Raw genomic sequence first — 16673 nt, 5'->3', positions numbered from 1 at the left:
ATGGCAACACGCACGACGCCGCTCCCGATGCACGCCCTCGGCCGCGGCTCGGTCGCCCTGGCGGTCGTCGCCGTCCAGCTCGTGGCCTTCGCCGCCGCCTACTCGCTGGGTCGGCCCACCCTCTACGCCGCTTTCGTCGTCCTGAGCGCCGCTGGTCTCGGGTTCGCGTCACGGCGCGGGCTGTTCGGCGTCGCGATGGCGACCCTCGGGAGCGTCCTGCTGGTCGCACTGGGGCTTCCGCTCTTGCTCTTTGCCGCCCGCCAGTCCCCCTCGCTGATCGCCGAGAAAGCCCTGGACCCGGGCGTCCACCGCGTGCTGTACCTGGGCGTCTACGCGCCCCTCTTGGCCGCCGTCGCGAGTCTGGCCTTCGGCGTCCCGCTGGCCTACCACCTCTCGCGGGGGTTCGCGGGCCAGCCGCTGGTCGAGAGTCTGGTGGACCTCCCGCTCGTCGTGCCCCACAGCGTCGCGGGCATCATCATCCTCTTTGGCTTCGGGCAGGGCGGGGCCTTCCCGGGACTCTCGGTGCTGGGGACGCTCCCCGGGATGGTGCTGGCCCTGACGTTCGTCAGCGCGCCCTACGCGGTCAACGCGGCCCGTGAGGCCTTCGAGTCGGTGGACGACCGGCTGGAGTACGCCGCCCGGGTCCACGGCGCGAGCCCGTGGCAGGCGTTCCGGCGGGTGACCGGTCCGCTCGCGGTGCGGGGAATGGTCACCGGTGGCGTCCTCGCGTGGGCGCGTGCGGTGTCGGAGTTCGGGGCCGTCGCCGTCGTCGCCTACAGCGTCGAGTTCTTCTACCCGCCGGCGGGCGAGCGGGTGATCGCCCAGCACGCGCCCGTGTTCGTCTACAACACCTACCTGCAGGGCGGACTCGACGAGAGCGGCGCGGTCGCGGCCCTGTTGCTCGCGGTCTCCGCCGCGATCTTCCTGCTGGTGCGCTGGCTCACGACCGACGCGACGACGACACAGGGTGTGGCATGACCCTCGAAGTCGACGTCGAGGCGACGTTCTCGGCCGACGGGGCCGACGCCTTCCACGTCGCCGCCGACTTCGCGGTCCGGGAGGGCGAGACGGTCGTGATCCTCGGCCCGAGCGGGAGCGGGAAGACGCTCCTGCTGGAGACCGTCGCGGGCTTTCACGATCACGAGGGCACCGTCGAGAACGGCGACCGCATCCTCTCGGACCGTCCGCCCGAGGGCCGGGACTTCGCGTTCGTGTTTCAGGACTACGCGCTCTTTCCACACATGACCGTCAGCGAGAACGTGGGGTTCGGCCAGCGGTACCGCGCGGCCGATGCGGACCCAGAGGCGTTGCTCGCTGATCTGGGCGTCGCCGACCTCACGGAACGGTATCCGCCGACGCTCTCGGGCGGCGAGGCCCAGCGCGTGGCGCTCGCCCGGGCGCTCGCGGTCGATCCCTCCGTCCTGTTGCTGGACGAACCCCTTTCGTCGCTGGACGTGCCGACCCGCCAGTCGCTCCGGGACGACCTGCAGGACGTGCTGGCCGACGTGACCTCGATCTACGTCACGCACGACCGGACGACGGCGCGGGCGCTGGCCGACCGGATCGTCGTGATGAACGACGGGCAGGTGGTCCAGACCGGCACGCCCGAGGACGTGTTCGAGCGACCCGCCTCGCCCCTCGTGGCGCGGTTCACGGGGAGCAACGTCGTCCCGCGCTCGGCGCTGGGCGACCGGGGGGAGCGACTGCTGGACGGTGACCGCGACGCGACCCACCTCACCGTCAGACCGGAAGACGTGGAACTGGGAGCGCACGACCCCGACCTCACGGGGACCGTCGAGCGCGTGACTCGCGAGGACGCCACCAGTCGCGTGACCGTCGCGGTCGGGGGTGTCCCGGAGCCGATCACCGTCTTCAGCGCGGACCCGCCTGCCCCGGGGGCCTCCGTCTCGCTCCGATTCCCCCGCGAGCGGGTGGCGACCTGTCGGGACTGACGAGCGCCCGTAATAATAGGCCTCCCAATCGCGGCCGAAAATCTACGCCCCCTTCGCGGAAACGATTAGGTATGGATTTCGAGCGACGAGACGCCGACTTCGAAAGCGACGGGACTCGCTGTGCAGCGTGGCTCTACGAACCAGCAGTCGAGAACCCGCCCGTCATCGTCATGGCGCACGGATTCGGCGGGGAGCGCGAGGCACGCCTGCCCGCGTTCGCCGAAGCGTTCGCCGAGGCTGGCTACGCCGTCTTGCTGTTCGACTACCGTGGCTTCGGTGACAGCGACGGCGACCCGCCCCACATCGTCTCCGGCCCGCGCCACGTCGCGGACTATCTGGCGGCGATCGACCACGCCCGGTCGCTCGCCGCGGTCGACGGTGATCGTGTCGCCCTGTGGGGCACCTCGTTCGCCGGCGGTCACGTGATCGAAGCGGCGGCCAGGGACGGCGACGTCGACGCCATCGTCTCGCAGGTCCCGTTTACCGACGGCCTCCGCAACGCGCTCCATCTCGTCCGTCGAGGCGGGCTGAGCTACGTGACGGGCGCCGCGACGGCGATCGCCCGCGACCTCGGCCGGATGGTCACGTTCCGGGACCCCCACTACGTGCCCATCGCGGCCGACCCCGACGAGTTCGGCGTTCTCAACACGCCCGACGCGAAACAGGGCTACCTGTCCCTGATCCCCGGCGGCAGGGTCGAGGAGTGGGACAACGAGTGTGCCGCACGGATTCTCGCCACCGTGGGCCTGTACCGGCCCGTGACTTCGGCGAGTGACGTGGACTGTCCGGCGTTCGTCGCCGAGGCGACCGAGGACTCGATCATCCCCTCGGACTCGGTAGACGCGCTGGTCGACGAACTGGACGACGTGGAGCGAGTGCGCTACGATCTCGGACATTTCGGGCCCTACAAACCGCCGGCGTTCGAGCGGGTCGTCGCGCGCCAGCGGGACTTCTTCGACCGAACCCTTCGGAACTGAAGGGGAGATGGGAAAAGTAAAGGATTGACTGGCCTAGGGTTTCGGTATGGATCTGAGTCTCACGCAGGAACAGCGCCAGATCAAGGAGATGGTCTCGGACTTCGTGGACGAGGAAGTCGTGCCGCGAGCCGCCGAGATCGACAAGGAAGACGAGTTCCCCTGGGATCTGGTGGACGAACTCGCCGAACTCGGGCTGATGGGCATGCCCTTCCCCGAGGAGTACGGCGGTGCCGGTCTCGACTACCACGCCTACCCCATGGCGCTGGAGGAGATCTCGCGGGGCTCGGGCGGCCTGGGCACCATCGTCGCCGCCCACATCTCGCTGGCGGGCAACATGATCTACGAGTTCGGGAACGAGGCCCAGAAGGAGGAGTACCTGACGCCGCTGGCAGAGGGCCGCGACATCGGAGCCTTCGCCCTCTCTGAACCCGGCGCTGGCTCGGACGTGCCGGCCATGGAGACGACCGCCGAGAAAGACGGCGACGAGTACGTGGTCAACGGGAACAAGCTCTGGATCTCCAACGGGTCGGTCGCCGACACGGTCACGCTGTTCGCCAAGACCGACCCCGACGCCGGGAACAAGGGCATCTCCTCCTTTATCGTCCGGCCAGAGGAAGACGACGGGTTCATCGTCGAAGGGACGGAGGACAAACTCGGCGACAAGGGCTGTCCCACCGCCGAACTGCGCTTCGACGACATGCGGATTCCCGAGGATCGCCTCCTGCAGGAGGAGGGTGCGGGCTTCGTCCACGCCCTGAAGACGCTCAACGGCGGACGAATCACCATCGCCGCGCGCTCGGTCGGGATCGCACAGGCCGCCCTCGACGAGGCCGCAGAGTACGCCGGCGACCGCGAGCAGTTCGGCCAGCCCATCGGCGACTTCCAGGCCATCCAGCACAAACTCGCCGACATGGACACCAAGACCCGCGCGGCGCGCCTGCTGATGCACGACGCCGCCGACAAGAAGATCCGCGGCGAGAAGTTCATCAAGGAGGCCGCCCAGGCCAAGCTCTACGCCTCGGAAGTCTCCCGCGAGGTCGCCAACGAGGGCATCCAGATCCACGGCGGCTACGGCTACACCAAGGACTTCCCGATGGAGCGGTTCTACCGCGACGCCAAGCTCAACGAGATCTACGAGGGCACCAGCGAAGTCCTCCGGAACACCATCGGCCAGCAGATCCTGGAGTAGACCGCCGGCTTCCCACTCTTTTCCCTCTCGTGGGTTCGTAAAAAGCCCTTCAGAATCACACCAGAACGCCTTTTGTCAGTCCATCGGACCTGTCGACGAGAATCGAATCGCAGCGGAGGGGGTTTCAGAGAGCAGGTCGAGCACCGTCGGGGGGCGAACAGTGCGGGAATCGAACGGAGGCTGCACAGCGGGGGCTGCTGTGCGGGGGTACGATGGCGGACGAACGAGACGACACACGACAGCGGACGGACGGAGTTGCACAGTCGAACGAACGCTTCGAACTCTCGCGGCGGACGGTGATGGCGGGGGCGGCCGGGATGGCGACCCTCTCGATTCCGAGTGGGTTCGCGGCCGCGGATGTCAACGCCGACGGGCACACGCTGGCGACCTACCGGGCGCTGGTCGACGGAATCGTCCCGCGGACGCCGCAACTGGGCGGCGAACAGGTGCCCGGCGCGGCCGACGTGGAACTGGAGAAGTTCCTGATCTACAACGTCAACTACGGGAGCGATCTCCCCTCCATCGACCAGATTACCGGCGATCTCGCGAGTTCACTGGAGGTCGATCTGCCGTCGGCCAGCGACGCGCTGGAGTCGCTGATCGAGCGGCTGGAGTCGCTACTGGGCTTTTCGGTCACGGACGCACTGGGGATCACCCGCGACGAGGTCTTCGGTGCCCTGGAGGGAATATCGCTGTCCATCGGCGACGATACGTCGATTCTGACGGTCGAGTCGGACGCGAACGGCGACGGGAACGTCGAGACGACGCGCAAAGAGCAGGCGACGATCAGCATCGCGTCGATCTTCGCGATGATCCTCGACCTGTTCGCGGTCGTCTTCGTCTGGCGGGGCAAAAACGAGGACCTGCCGTCGACGAGTCCGGCCGTCGAGAACGGCGGCTTCTTCACCTACCTCTCGGAGACCGACCGCGCCCGGTGTCTGGAGTACGTGATCGACATCTCTGATCCGCTGGGTGGGCTGGAAGACGAGATTCTGCCGATTCCGGACCTGCTGGAAAAGATCGCGGTCAACTGCTTCGTCCTCACGTACTTCGGCTACTACAACGAGTGGGCGGGCTACGGCGACACGAAGACCGACGCACCGAACGACCGGGAGTTGCAGAAACCGTCGAGCGAGGTCCAGGGCCACAGACAGGTCGGCTATCCCGGGCCGGCGAAGGGGTACGCGGACTTCCGCGGGTTCCCCATCGACGGGTTCCGCGACAACGACTGGGACTCGGGGGGTGACGACGGATGGTTCTGAACCCCGACGTGGTCGTCGTCGGCGCTGGCGGCGACGGGCCGGCTCTGTCCTGGCGACTCGGCCAGCTGGGGCTGGAGGTGCTGGTGCTGGAAGGCGGCCCGTGGCACGGCAACGAGAACTGGCCCGACCCGTACGAGGCCCCCGGTGGGACGCGAAGCTCCGATCCCGACGACCTGAGCGGCGACCTGCTGGACGAGCAGTTGCCGGGCCTGGAGAACGACGCGAACAACACGGCGACCGGGAAACTGCGGTTCGGCCCGGCCGACCGCTCGCAGGGGGCGTGGGGTCGCCAGAGCGAGGGCGAGTTGCTGGTGACGCAGGTCGCCGGCGTCGGCGGCTCGACCCTGCACTACTACGGCAATCACCCGCGGGCGACGGTGCCCTCGGTCAACGACTCGGACCACTGGCCAATCGACTACGGCGACCTGGTGCCGTACTACCGGCTGATCGAGGACAAGTTCGCGTTCGGCCCCGGTGCGAACACGACCAAGGAGGAGGTGTTCTACCACGCCGCCGAACAGGCGGGGTACGAACTCAACGACCAGTTGAACGTCACGAGCGATCAGTTGCCGAGCTATCGGCCGACGCCCAGCCTGATCGACCCGCCCGATGAAAAACTGCGCGGCGACTACGACGGGTCGTTCGAGTATCCCGATGTCGAAGGCGACACCCTCGCCAACGACGACTTCCAGGGCGGGTACGCGCCACGCGGTGCGCCGGTCAGCGAGCGAGCGCGAAAATCCGCCAACGTCAGCTGGGTTCCCGAGGCGTTGGAGACCGGGAACGTCACGATCCAGCCCAACACGTTCGTGACGAACGTCCGGACCAGCGGCGGCGCGGCCCAGGGTGTCGACTTCCGGAACACCTGGTCCGGAGAGACGGGCAGTGTCGACGCCGAGGTGGTCGTCCTCGCGGGCGGGGCCATCGAGACGCCGCGGCTCTGGAAGAACTCCGGGCTCCCCGAGCGCGAGTGGGTCGGCAAGGGACTGACTCACCACTGGTTCGACGCCGTCCACGGCGTGTTCGATCCCGACACGCTCGAAGACATCGTGGGCGAGCGGGACCTCCGTCCTCACGTCGGCCAGACGTGGGCTGGCCGGGTCGAGGCCGAGGAGGGCATCATCGGGCTGGTCGGGAACACGCCCGGCCTGCACGGCGTCCTGACTGGGTCCAGTCGGTCCGGACTGGCCGTCGACAACAGCACCTGGGGCCGTCCGTGGGACACCGTGGGCCGGCTCACCGGCGCGGATCTCAAGGAGTTCATGGGCGACTACCGCCGGACGCTCTCGGTGCTGATCAGCGTCGACGACGAACCCCGCAAGGAGAACGGCGTCGAACTCGACTCGCTCATGTCGGACGCCAACGGTGCGTCCCCGAAAATCTCCTGGGACCCGAGCCTCTCGGACACCTACAAGCGCGACACGCTGGCCTGGAAGGCCGCCGAGATGTTCGAGGCCGCCGGTGCCGAGCGCATCCACCGGAGCGACCTCGAACCGAACCTCATCCACATCCACGGCACCATGGCGATGGGCAAAGTCGTCGACACGGGCTGTGAGGCCAAAGACGTGGATCGACTGTTCGTCGGCGACCACAGCGTCATCCCGAACGCGCTGGGCGGCCAGAACCCCACGCACACGGGGCAGGCGCTGGCTATCCGGACCGCCGAACGGATTCACGACCGGTACTTCTCCGCCTGAGGCGGAATAACACGCACCCCCACTTCAATCGCGGATAATCGAAGGCACAGGCTTTGTGCTATCGAGTCACTTGTGATGGGTACACATGACGGCAGCAGCTGACAACGTCGCCGACGGGCGGGAGCCAGTAGCGTCCGACGGTGAACCGACAGTGCGCGACGTGGTTGGGGAAGCAGTGGACACAGCGCCGGAACAGATCGCCTACCGCGAGAACGTCGGCACGCTCGACGCGCCCGAGGAGCGGTGGCACCGCTACGAGACGGTGGCCGAACTGCCCGACCGGGCCTTCGACGGCTGGGACGAACTGTACGTCTACACCGAGACCCACGTCTACCACTGGGTCGCGGGCGGCTTCGCCCAGGGGCCCGAACGGATGCCCCGCGACCCCGAGTCGCTTCCGGACGGGGAGTAACAGGGCGTTTCGGCTTCGAGGGGCCGACTGCAGTCAGCCGACCCGAGTGAGCCGTCGGTCCGGAGCCGCAACGGTCAAACGTCCGAACCTGCTAGAGCGTGTAGTGTTCGTCATCGCCGAGCTCGCGCTCTCCTCACCGACCCTCGTGCTGACGCCGACCATCGAGGCGAATCCGTCGGCACGGGTTCGCATCCAGTTCCAGCCAGCGATGGATCCCGAGCGGCGGCGCTTCTTCGTCCTGGTCGAGGGCCCGGACTTCGACGCCTTCGACGACGCGCTCGACGACGACTACACCGTCGCGGAGCCGACCGTCCTGGCCGAACAGGACGGCGTGCGGATGTACCGGCTCGGGCTGACCGAGGACGTGATCGCCGTGACGCCGACGGTCACCGAACTCGGCGGGATGGTGCTGGAGATGCACAGCACCGGCGGCGTCTGGTTCGTCAAACTCCAGGTCCCCGACCGGGACGCGCTGGCCGCCTTTCGCGAGTTCTGCATCGACAGCGGTATCGAGTACCGTCTCGAACGCCTCTACCGAACCGAACCCACGCGGAGCGACGACCACGGCCTGACCGAGCAACAGCGCCGGACGCTGTTGACTGCCGCGCGGGAGGGCTACTTCGACGTCCCGCGGTCGATCAGTCAGGCCGAACTCGCCGCGGAACTGGGCGTCTCCGACTCGGCGGTTTCACAGCGCGTCCGCCGCGCCGTCGCCGCGTTGATCGACGGGACGCTCTCCGTCGACGAACCGCCGGAACGACGGGTCTGAGGGTCGAGGGGATATCTAACTTAAAACGTGGCATATCGAAGCCGACAGTTTGGGACCGTGCAGTGCCAACCCCTGGCAACGATGCAGGAACCAGCCACCGCGACGACCGAAGGAGAGCCCGGGGAGTCGGTGCGTCCCGACACCACTTCGGGATCGACGATCCGTGACCGAGTGGCGTCGGCGCTGTCCGGCGAACGGTTCGTCGCCGCCTTCCGCCGCCGGACCGAGGGATCACCGTCGAACCCGGCGGTCAGCCGGGAGCGGTTCGACGCCATGGATCGACTCCCCGACGAGCCCTTCGACACCACACCGGTCCGGACGGAACTCGTCGTCTACTCCGAGACGCACGTCTACCGCTGGGTGATGACCGCCGGGACCGTGGAGCGAACTCGACTCCCCCGCGACCCGTCGGCGATGGCCCGCGAGCAGTGAGCTACTCGAGCTGGTCGCACAGCCACTCGTAGTGGTTCCGGAGCCGTTTCTCGCCGGCGTCGGTCAGCGCGTACACGTCGCTCAACCCCTCCGTCCGGGACTCGACGAACCCCTTCCGTTCGAGGTCTTCGAGCGAGCCGTAGAACTGCCGCGGCTCGATCCGGTCGTCGTAGTGGCCTTCGAGCCGCGTTTTGAGTTTCTGGGCGGGCAACTCGCCGTCCTCCGCCCCGCCGAGGAGGACACAGAGATCCCGTCGGGTACCGCTCTGGAGCCAGCGCATACTCGAAGGGCGAGCCGCGACCGTTTTTAGGTACTGATCTCGCGTAGTCGCGCGATGATCTCGTCGACGATACTGGCCCGGTAGGTCCAGAAGCCACTGTAGACGTTCTCGCCCACTTCTTCGGCGAGCAGGGCTCCCTTCGCGTCGTCGTTCCCACCGCCAGCACCGGCTCCGCCGGTTCCCTCCGGTGTCGCGGAGGCCCCGCCGTCGAAGACGACGAACCAGGTCCGGCCGATCTCCTCGGTTTCGGTGGGGTACACGTCCACCCCCAGACTCTCCGGAACGTCCCAGTCGGGATAGCCGAAGACGTGTACGTCGACGGCGCTCTCGCCGAGTTTCTCGTAGATCCGGTGTTGGCTCTTGACCAGGGAGAGGCGCTGGAAGCCGGAGTAGAGATTGCCCCCGCCCGTGTTGTACGCCAGCTTTTCGATCTCGCGGGAGGCGACGATCATCCGTCGCTTGCCGAACTCCGTGAACGTCCGGTCGTCGATAGCCGTGAGAACGTCCGGTGTCGGTACGTCCTCGAACTCCGCAGCCATCGCGCTCTCCACGTCGGCCCGTTCGGCCAGGTCCCGGAGGTCAGAGGCCGCACGGAACTCGCCGTCGTCGTGGAGGATGGCGACGTTCTTCGGGGTCCCCGAATCGGTTTCGTCCGTTCTGACCCGGACGTGCTGGGCATCGAGGTAGTCGCGAATCCGGCCGGTCGCTGCCGGTGGAACGTCCGGGTTGAGCAGCGTCAGCGTCTCCTGGGACCTGTTGACTCGCTCGATGATCTCCCGCAGGGTCATGCCCACCGATACGGTCCAGGACCGCATAAATCCGGTCGGCGACTCGGCGGCCGAGTCGGTGCTGAACGTCGCCGCTCAGTTCCCGATCCCACCCGAAGGTCTTTCGGCCCGCCGGCGATGGGTACCGTCGATGGGTGGACGACGACAGTTCGACCGCCGCAGCGTAGTGCGATGTCTCGGACTCGCGGCCGCGGGTGGGCTCGCTGGCTGTTCCGGATCACCGGACGGGAGTCCCGACACGGCTACGGACACGCGAGGCGACAAGTCCTCGCCGACCGAGACGGACGCGACAGCGACCTCGGCCGCCGAGTCGGTCGCGGTCGAGAGCGGGACGATATCGGCTGGCGAACTCCCGCCGTACGCCGACTTGCTCCCGGCACTCGACGACGACTCACTCGTGTTCGCCGTCTTCGGAACCGAAACCGAGAGCGGCCACAAGATCGCTGCGACGCCCGACGAGCCGAGCGACCCGCTCCGGTTCGACGGCCTGGCGGGCGCGGTGACCGGCCGGGTCCTCGCCGCGTTCCTCCTGTCGACGGACTTCGGATTCCGCGTCGACCGACTGGGAATCGACGAGACGAAACGCGTCCTGAGCGTCGGCGGCGTCGGCGTGCAGGTGTTCCCGGTCGACTTCGAAGGGGCGATGGCGGACCTCGAAGGCGCTGACGTGTCGATGCGCTTCCAGTCGGACGACCGCGCCGTCTTCGTCGGCCCCGAAGACGACGTGTTCGGGCTGACTGCCGACGCACTCGTGTTCGCCGGTGCCGAGCAACGGTCCGGATCGTTCGATCCGGTGGAGCGAATTCGGGCCGTCGTCGACGCGCGGACGGGTGCCGAGCGACCGAAACACGAGACGGACGCCGAATTCGCGACCCTCCTCCGACACGCCGAGGACGGTGGCAGCGTTGCCGGTGCCTACGCACCCGACGCCGACCTCGCGACGCTGATCGCCGACCGCACGAGCGACGGGTCTCAGTCCCGCGTGAATCTCGTGACCGACGGGTTCGAGGCCGCCACTGCCGGGGTCTTCCGGATGGGGCTGAACAACGGCGACGCGCCCCAGCCCGCCCGCGGGACGCTGTTCTACCCGGATCGGGACGCTATCGACGCGGACGCGCTGACCGCGACCGTCGGCGCGGCGGCCTCGAACCGTTCGTACGTCCGGGACGGGTCGACCGTCCGCGTCGAGGGGTCGTACTCCTGGGCGGCGCTGAGCGAGTTCGAGACCGAGAGTGCCTTCTCCTGAGGACTGGCCGCACGGACTCGCCGGGACCGACAGGTTCGACTGTCCCACGGCCCAAGTCGGGGTCATGCCAGACGCAGAGAGCGAGGTGACTGCCGAGGGAATCACCGCGCGCTACTACGAGACCGACACCGAGCGGGTCCTCGCGTTCGAGCGCGACGGTGCGAGCGCCGCCGTCGCGCAAAACCGGGAGGGGTACGCCATGCTGAAGGTGCGGCCGACGGCCGACGGCGACGAACTGGAACGCTACTACGGGTTCGACATGGCGCTGGACCACGCCGCGGAGTTGCTCGGGGTCTCGCCCTCGACCCTGCCCGTCCCCGATGCCGCGGCCGACATGGGGATGTGACTCAGGAATCGAGGACGGCGGCGACCAGCGCCGCCTCGGCCCGTCGCAGGAGGTCGTTGGCGGCGCTTGGCACACAGTCCAGTTCCGCCGCGATCTCCTCGTAGCTGGTCGCCCGTGGTGACTGGTAGAAGCCGAGTTCGAAGGCGGTCTCCAGGGCCTCCCGCTGGCGGTCGGTGAGCTGTGCCAGCGGTCCGCTGTAGCCGGGTTCGTAGTCGCCCAGCCAGTCGATTGTCAGGTCGAACTGGTCGCTGATGCGGGTGTGGGCCTGCTGGATGTCCTCGGTTCGGCCCGCGATGGTGATGGTGACGCCATCGTCGGTCCACTGGTAGGGACCGTCGACGAGCAACGTGTACTCGTCGGCGATGTCGAGCAAGGTTCCCATGAGATCGCTGCGGTCCGCGTGGACGAACACGTAGAGCCACTCGCCGTCCATCTCGATGAGTTCGTACTTCTGGACGGTCCCGTCGCCGTCCAGCGCGGTCCTGACGGCGTCGGTATCCTCGGCCACGACGCGGTAGAGCGCCGACAGGCTCCCGTCGTCCATCCACTCCAGGTTCAACACCGCGTCGCGGGTGACCCCTGCCGTCTCCGCGAGCGTACTGTCGACGCCCGGGAACGCACCGCCGGGCGGGTCGAGCGTGACCTCCGTGACCTTCATGCCTCGCTGCCCGTCCCCCGTCGAGTCGACGGTTCCTGTGCCCCCGTTCGCACGTCGGTTCGCGTCATCGTCCCACCCTCTACCGGCCAGCGACAAAAATCGATGGGCTCGCCCTCCCGTCGTATCTTCCGGATCATAGTTCGTTAAAAATACGTCTCTATATCCGCGGAAAATATCAATCGGTAGCTTCCAGAAACGGTACCTGCTGGCGAGACGCCAGCACGTCGCACGCACTGACGTGGGGTCGGTGGGTGCGAGGGGGAACACTATGGACGAGACCGACGAGACGACAGACAGAGGGGGCACAGCAAACCGGGTGGACCGGGACCGAACCGACAGCGAGGCGTCACCGGCAGGGCACACGTCGCGCCGGCGTGTGGTGGCGGGCTCCGGCGCGGCGCTGGCCACGGCGGCACTCGGCGGCGTGCCGTCGGCGGCCGCCCAGTCGGGCGACACCAGAACGGTACTGGTCGTCGGCTGTCAGGGCACGGGGACGATCACGCTGGCGGACGCTACCACGTACGAACACATCGAGGACTTCGATTCGAGTCCCGGCGAGGACAGTCCACCGCTGACGGACCCGATCAAGAAGATCGCCAAGCCGATCATCGACAGCGTCGCCGGCCGGCCGAACGTCTGTGAACACGTCAACGTGAGTCCGGACGGCGAGACGCTGTACGTCTCCCGCGCGAACCTCGGCGACACCGTCGCCATCGACATGCGAACACGCGAGATCGAGTGGCGAACGGAGATGCTCGGCTTCCGCTCCGATCACGCCAAGATCACGCCCGACGGGGACTACCTCTATCAGGCCGACATCCTCGCCGACAAGGTCTGGAAGATCGACACGGACACGGGCGAGAAGGTCGACTACTTCGAGGCGGAGGACTGGCCACACGGGACCCACGTCCACGAGGATCGGATCATCAACGGGTCGCTGGGCAGTATCCTCCTGCCCGACGAGATCGACGGGAACCACCGTTTGACCTTCGCCGACCGCGAGACCCTCGAGGTCACCAAGACCATCGACTTCGAGGAGGGGGTCCGCCCGTTCGCCTTCGCCGACGACGACGAGACGGTCTACGTGCAGATCTCCTACATGCACGGCTTCCACGAAGTCGACGTGTCCTCCGGCGAGATCGAACGGACGAAGGATCTTCCGATCAACGAGAACGTCCCCGACTCGAAGGAGGACTACCCGCTCCAGTCGGCCCACCACGGGATCGAGGTCTCGCCCGACGGGCAGTACATCTGTGCCGCGGGTACCACTGGCAACTACGCCGCCGTCGTCGACCGCGAGAGCTTCGAGACAGTCGGGATCACCGACGTGGGGAAGTATCCCTACTGGGTGTCGAACGCGCCCGACGGCGAGCACGCCTTCGTCTCGGTGAAAAACGAGGCGAAGATCTCGGTGATCGAGTACGAGACCGCCGAGGAGGTCGCGACGATTCCGACCGGCGACTACCCGATGGTCACGCAGGTGGCCGACGTGCCCGAGGCCGCCCTCGGGACCGGCAGGAAAGTCACCGATCCCGACGACGGCCTGTTCGGGGGGCTGTTCGACTGATCGGTTCCGACCCACTTCCATCCCGTCTCATACCCGTCTTTCGGCGGCTTCCTGTCGGCGGTCGTGTGCGAAAACTGGCCACACCGGCAAGCCTAAATGCTGAACGACTCGTAAGCCGTTGTGATGTCTGACCCACGCGTAGCCGGCGTCGGCCTCACCCACTTCGGCAAGCACCCCGAGCGGACCGGGCGTGCGATGTTCGCCGAGGCGGGGCTGGCCGCGCTCGACGACGCCGGGATCGATCCCGACGACGTCGAGGCACTTTTCTACGGCAACTTCATGGGCGAACTGGCCGAACACCAGGGCCACCAGGCACCGCTGATGGCCGAAGCCGTCGGGCTCGACGTACCGGCGACGCGCTACGAATCCGCCTGCGCGTCGAGCGGCGCGGCGGTCCGGGACGCCGTGTTCCGCCTCCGGTCGGGTGAGGCCGACGTGGTGCTGGTCGGTGGTTCCGAGCGAATGACCAACATCGGGACGGCCGCCGCGACCGACGCGCTCTCTATCGCCGCCGACGACCTCTACGAGGTTCGCGCCGGCATGACCTTCCCCGGCGCGTACGCGCTGATGGCACGCGCGTACTTCGAGGAGTACGGCGGGTCGAAAGAAGACCTCGCCGAGATCGCCGTCAAGAACCACGAACACGCGCTCCCCAACGAGTACGCCCAGATGCAACAGGCGATCACGACCGAGGACGCGCTGGACGCGCCGACCATCGCCGACCCGCTCGGGCTGTACGACTCCTGTCCGATCACCGACGGCGCGACCGCCGCAGTGCTTGTCAGCGAGGAGTACGCCGCCGACCACGATCTGGACGCCGGCGTCGCGGTCACCGGCACCGGGCAGGGCGGCGACAAGATGGCCCTGCACGACCGCCAGTACTTCGCGCGCACGCCGGCGACCGAGGACGCCGCCGACGAGGCCTACGACGACGCCGGCATCGGTCCCGACGCCGTCGACTTTCTGGAGGTCCACGACTGTTTCACTATCGCCGAAGTCCTCGCGCTGGAAGGACTGGGCCTGTACGAACCCGGCGAGGCCATCGGGGCCGCGGGCCGGGGCGAGACCACCCGCGAGGGTGACCTCCCGGTCAATCTCTCGGGCGGGCTGAAGGCCAAGGGCCACCCCGTCGGCGCGACCGGCGTGGCACAGCTGATCTCGCTCACGAAACTGCTGGAGGGGCGCCACCCTCGCGCCGAGGACGTCGAGGGTGCGACGACTGCCCTCGCCCACAACGCAGGTGGGACCGTCGCGAGTGCGACCGTCCACGTGCTCCAGGAGGTAGAGCAATGAGCGACGAACCGCGCGACGAGGGCTTCGACGACCTGCTCGACGCCATCGCCGACGGCGAGGGCTTCTACGTCGAGTGTGCGAACGGGCACGGTTCGCTCCCGCCGCGACTCGCCTGTCCGCAGTGTGGGTCACAGGACCTCTCGGAGGAACCGCTCCCCGACTCCGGCGAGATAAGCACCTACACGGTCGTCACCGTCCCGACGCCGCAGTTCGAGGACGACGCGCCCTACGTCACCGCCGTCGTCGACTTCGGTCCGGTGTCGATCACCGGCCAGGTCCGGGGCGTCGACCCCGACGACGTGGACACCGGGCAGGTCGTCGGCATCGGCGTCGGCGAGACCGTCACGCGTGACGAGCGATTGATCGTCTTCGAGCCGCGCTAACTGGGTTCCCCGGCACCCGCGGACTGGGGGTCCGACTCACCCTCCGCGACCGCGGACCGGACCATCACGACGCCGACCAGGAACGAGGCGGCGGCGATCCCGTACGCCAGAATCGCCAGGGCCGCGCCTTCTCGAACCGTCACGCCGAGTCGATTGTTGATGTAGGGCATCGTCCCCAGCGTGAGAACCACCACGAACAGCCCGTTCCAGCGGTTCGTCGCCCACGACTCGCCTTTCGGGATCGCGGTGCGGTGCCCGACGAACAGCCACGTCAGGATCGCGTAGACGACCAGCACGTGGACGGCCACGAGAGCGTCGCCCGCGAGCCAGTAGCTACCACCGCCAGCGAGGACACCGACGAGCGCCGCGAGGACGGCACGGGGACCAGTCCGCATGCTACTCCTCCCGCTCGGCGGGGTCGCCCTCGCCGGGGACTTCGATCTCGATGCTGGTCGCCGCGCCGGGCTCCTCGCCGTGGACGACCCGGCGGACGAACTGATCGGCGTGTTCGACGTGGGGTTGCACGTCGGACTGATCGAACACCAGGAGCCGGGCGTTCGCGCGCTCGGCGAGTGCCTCGCCGTCTTCGAGCGGCGAGACGGTGGCCTGGCGGCCCCAGACGAGGGTCACGGGTGCGTCGAGGTCGGCCAGCGTCTCGCCGAGATCGGCGTCGAGGTCGAGGAAGCCGCCGAAGAAGGAGGCGGGCGCGAAGCGCGCACCGGGCTGGTGGGCCGTCGCCCACTGGTAGTCGACCAGTTCGTCGGTGACGTTGGCCGCGTCGTAGTAGCCGTGATCCGTGTTGAAGTAGCGGATCGCGGGCTTGCAGGTCGCGAGGTTGTAGAGCGCGGTCCCGAGCAGTGGCGTCCGGACGAGCGAGCGGACCAGCGGCCGCCGGCCCTCGAAGGTGGTCGCGTCGGGACAGACCAGAATCAGTTCCGCTACGTCGGCGTCCCCGGCCGCGACGGCGGTGTACGCGCCGGCCAGCGAGCTGGCGATCACGGTCGCGTCCTCGGTCATGTCGTCGAGGAAATCCCCGACGAACGTGGTGTACAGCGATCCGGAGTACAGCAGTGGCGGGCGGTCCGAGCGCCCGAAACCGGGTAGATCGGGTGCGATCACGTGGTAATCTTCCGCGAGCGCGTCGAAGATACCGCGGAACTCGTGGCTGGAGCCGGAGGCGTTGATCCCGTGGAACAGGCAGATATCGGGGTCCCCGGGGTCGCCGGCCTCGGCGTAGGCCACGTCGAACCCGCGCCAGCGATACGTCCCGGTCTCGCCGTCGAGCGGCGAGTCGAGGCCGTCCGCGCGCCGGCCGAGCAGTCGGTTGGCAGCCGCGGTCAGTCCGACGGTGCCAAGCGCCCCCAGTGCGACGTTGCGGAGCTTCATACGGGAATCAAGGGGCGACAGGCGTTTATACGTGAT

General features: G+C 67.9%; 19 protein-coding genes. 14 read left to right on the top strand and 5 right to left on the bottom strand.

Features of this window, described 5'->3' with window-relative positions; translation table 11 throughout:
* The 9 genes from ACOZ4N_RS06695 (at nt 1) to ACOZ4N_RS06655 (ending at nt 8690) form a co-directional block, all read left to right on the top strand.
* Nucleotides 1-978 (top strand): ABC transporter permease, encoded by a 978-nt coding sequence (locus ACOZ4N_RS06695; protein WP_424019156.1) that lies wholly within the window; start codon nt 1-3, stop codon nt 976-978.
* Complete coding sequence (locus tag ACOZ4N_RS06690; RefSeq protein ID WP_424019155.1) at nt 975-1952, top strand: ABC transporter ATP-binding protein; 978 nt, start codon at nt 975-977, stop codon at nt 1950-1952. The genes ACOZ4N_RS06695 and ACOZ4N_RS06690 overlap by 4 nt, the downstream gene beginning before the upstream one ends.
* 71 nt (nt 1953-2023) lie before the next feature.
* A complete protein-coding gene (locus tag ACOZ4N_RS06685; RefSeq protein WP_424019154.1) occupies nt 2024-2929 on the top strand; it encodes an alpha/beta hydrolase in 906 nt (301 codons plus the stop codon).
* A 46-nt stretch (nt 2930-2975) separates the two neighbouring features.
* Complete coding sequence (locus tag ACOZ4N_RS06680) at nt 2976-4118, top strand: acyl-CoA dehydrogenase (protein WP_424019153.1); 1143 nt, start codon at nt 2976-2978, stop codon at nt 4116-4118.
* Between the two features lie 212 nt (nt 4119-4330).
* Nucleotides 4331-5380, top strand: a complete 1050-nt coding sequence (locus tag ACOZ4N_RS06675) for a hypothetical protein (RefSeq protein WP_424019152.1) — start codon at nt 4331-4333, stop codon at nt 5378-5380.
* The gene (locus ACOZ4N_RS06670; protein WP_424019151.1) at nt 5371-7077 is read left to right on the top strand and encodes a GMC family oxidoreductase N-terminal domain-containing protein; all 1707 of its coding nucleotides are present in this window, start codon (nt 5371-5373) and stop codon (nt 7075-7077) included. Before ACOZ4N_RS06675 ends, ACOZ4N_RS06670 begins: the two co-directional genes overlap by 10 nt.
* An 85-nt stretch (nt 7078-7162) precedes the next feature.
* The gene (locus ACOZ4N_RS06665; RefSeq protein ID WP_424019150.1) at nt 7163-7489 is read left to right on the top strand and encodes a hypothetical protein; all 327 of its coding nucleotides are present in this window, start codon (nt 7163-7165) and stop codon (nt 7487-7489) included.
* A 103-nt stretch (nt 7490-7592) separates the two neighbouring features.
* A complete protein-coding gene (locus tag ACOZ4N_RS06660; RefSeq protein ID WP_424019149.1) occupies nt 7593-8258 on the top strand; it encodes a helix-turn-helix domain-containing protein in 666 nt (221 codons plus the stop codon).
* An 81-nt stretch (nt 8259-8339) separates the two neighbouring features.
* Nucleotides 8340-8690: a hypothetical protein gene (locus ACOZ4N_RS06655; RefSeq protein ID WP_424019148.1), complete on the top strand. Its 351-nt coding sequence runs from the start codon at nt 8340-8342 to the stop codon at nt 8688-8690.
* Nucleotide 8691: 1 nt separating this feature from the next.
* On the opposite strand, the gene ACOZ4N_RS06650 is transcribed toward ACOZ4N_RS06655, so the two are convergent.
* Complete coding sequence (locus ACOZ4N_RS06650) at nt 8692-8970, bottom strand: helix-turn-helix transcriptional regulator (RefSeq protein ID WP_424019147.1); 279 nt, start codon at nt 8968-8970, stop codon at nt 8692-8694.
* Between the two features lie 26 nt (nt 8971-8996).
* Complete coding sequence (locus tag ACOZ4N_RS06645; RefSeq protein WP_424019146.1) at nt 8997-9758, bottom strand: DICT sensory domain-containing protein; 762 nt, start codon at nt 9756-9758, stop codon at nt 8997-8999.
* Between the two features lie 130 nt (nt 9759-9888).
* On the opposite strand from ACOZ4N_RS06645, the gene ACOZ4N_RS06640 reads away from it, so the two are divergent.
* Both ACOZ4N_RS06640 and ACOZ4N_RS06635 read left to right on the top strand, forming a co-directional pair.
* Complete coding sequence (locus ACOZ4N_RS06640; RefSeq protein ID WP_424019145.1) at nt 9889-11004, top strand: hypothetical protein; 1116 nt, start codon at nt 9889-9891, stop codon at nt 11002-11004.
* Between the two features lie 64 nt (nt 11005-11068).
* Nucleotides 11069-11350 (top strand): DUF7111 family protein, encoded by a 282-nt coding sequence (locus ACOZ4N_RS06635; protein ID WP_424019144.1) that lies wholly within the window; start codon nt 11069-11071, stop codon nt 11348-11350.
* Nucleotide 11351: 1 nt separating this feature from the next.
* Here ACOZ4N_RS06635 and ACOZ4N_RS06630 read toward each other — a convergent pair whose 3' ends face one another.
* The gene (locus ACOZ4N_RS06630; protein WP_424019143.1) at nt 11352-12008 is read right to left on the bottom strand and encodes a helix-turn-helix domain-containing protein; all 657 of its coding nucleotides are present in this window, start codon (nt 12006-12008) and stop codon (nt 11352-11354) included.
* A gap of 268 nt (nt 12009-12276) precedes the next feature.
* Between ACOZ4N_RS06630 and ACOZ4N_RS06625 the strand changes: the two genes are divergently transcribed.
* The 3 genes from ACOZ4N_RS06625 (at nt 12277) to ACOZ4N_RS06615 (ending at nt 15251) form a co-directional block, all read left to right on the top strand.
* Nucleotides 12277-13575 carry a YncE family protein gene (locus tag ACOZ4N_RS06625; RefSeq protein ID WP_424019142.1) on the top strand — a complete coding sequence of 433 codons (1299 nt, stop codon included), beginning with the start codon at nt 12277-12279 and terminating at the stop codon, nt 13573-13575.
* A gap of 123 nt (nt 13576-13698) precedes the next feature.
* A complete protein-coding gene (locus ACOZ4N_RS06620; RefSeq protein ID WP_424019141.1) occupies nt 13699-14868 on the top strand; it encodes a thiolase C-terminal domain-containing protein in 1170 nt (389 codons plus the stop codon).
* Nucleotides 14865-15251, top strand: coding sequence for a Zn-ribbon domain-containing OB-fold protein (locus ACOZ4N_RS06615; protein WP_424019140.1), 387 nt, complete (start codon nt 14865-14867; stop codon nt 15249-15251). Before ACOZ4N_RS06620 ends, ACOZ4N_RS06615 begins: the two co-directional genes overlap by 4 nt.
* On the opposite strand, the gene ACOZ4N_RS06610 is transcribed toward ACOZ4N_RS06615, so the two are convergent.
* Entirely contained in the window at nt 15248-15646 is a 399-nt protein-coding gene (locus tag ACOZ4N_RS06610) for a hypothetical protein (RefSeq protein ID WP_424019139.1), read from the bottom strand. The genes ACOZ4N_RS06615 and ACOZ4N_RS06610 overlap by 4 nt on opposite strands.
* A gap of 1 nt (nt 15647) precedes the next feature.
* Complete coding sequence (locus ACOZ4N_RS06605) at nt 15648-16637, bottom strand: alpha/beta fold hydrolase (protein ID WP_424019138.1); 990 nt, start codon at nt 16635-16637, stop codon at nt 15648-15650.
* Between the last annotated feature and the right edge of the window lie 36 nt (nt 16638-16673).

The sequence above is a fragment of the Halorientalis pallida genome, assembly GCF_049605515.1.
Taxonomy (GTDB): domain Archaea; phylum Halobacteriota; class Halobacteria; order Halobacteriales; family Haloarculaceae; genus Halorientalis; species Halorientalis pallida_A.
Note: the sequence above shows the minus strand (reverse complement) of the source record. Positions and strands in the feature narration are given on the sequence as shown.